General features: G+C 60.6%; 1 protein-coding gene. It reads left to right on the forward strand.

All coding sequences use genetic code 11. The features are described 5' to 3' along the window. On the forward strand, positions 1–249 hold a 249-nt coding region (locus WH45_RS23740; protein WP_235338323.1), incomplete at both ends, for a condensation domain-containing protein.

Here is a 249-nt window from a genome sequence, read left to right on the forward strand (position 1 = left end):
GCATGACAGTTTGCGGACGCAGTTTGGAGAAGAGAGCGGGGAGGCGTATCAGCAGGTAACCGGCAATTTGCCAGTCTTGGAGCGTTCGAGTCTGCATGTGCCGGCAGGAGAGCAGAAGCAGCATCTGCAGAACCTGCTGCAGCGGGAAGCCTGGGAGCCGCTGTCGCTGACAGCTGCACCGCCGCTGCGCCTGCGCCTGATTGAGCTGGAAGCAGGTCACCATGTGCTGAGCTGGGTGATCCACCATAT

This window comes from Paenibacillus wulumuqiensis (genome assembly GCF_000971965.1).
GTDB lineage: Bacteria > Bacillota > Bacilli > Paenibacillales > Paenibacillaceae > Saccharibacillus > Saccharibacillus wulumuqiensis.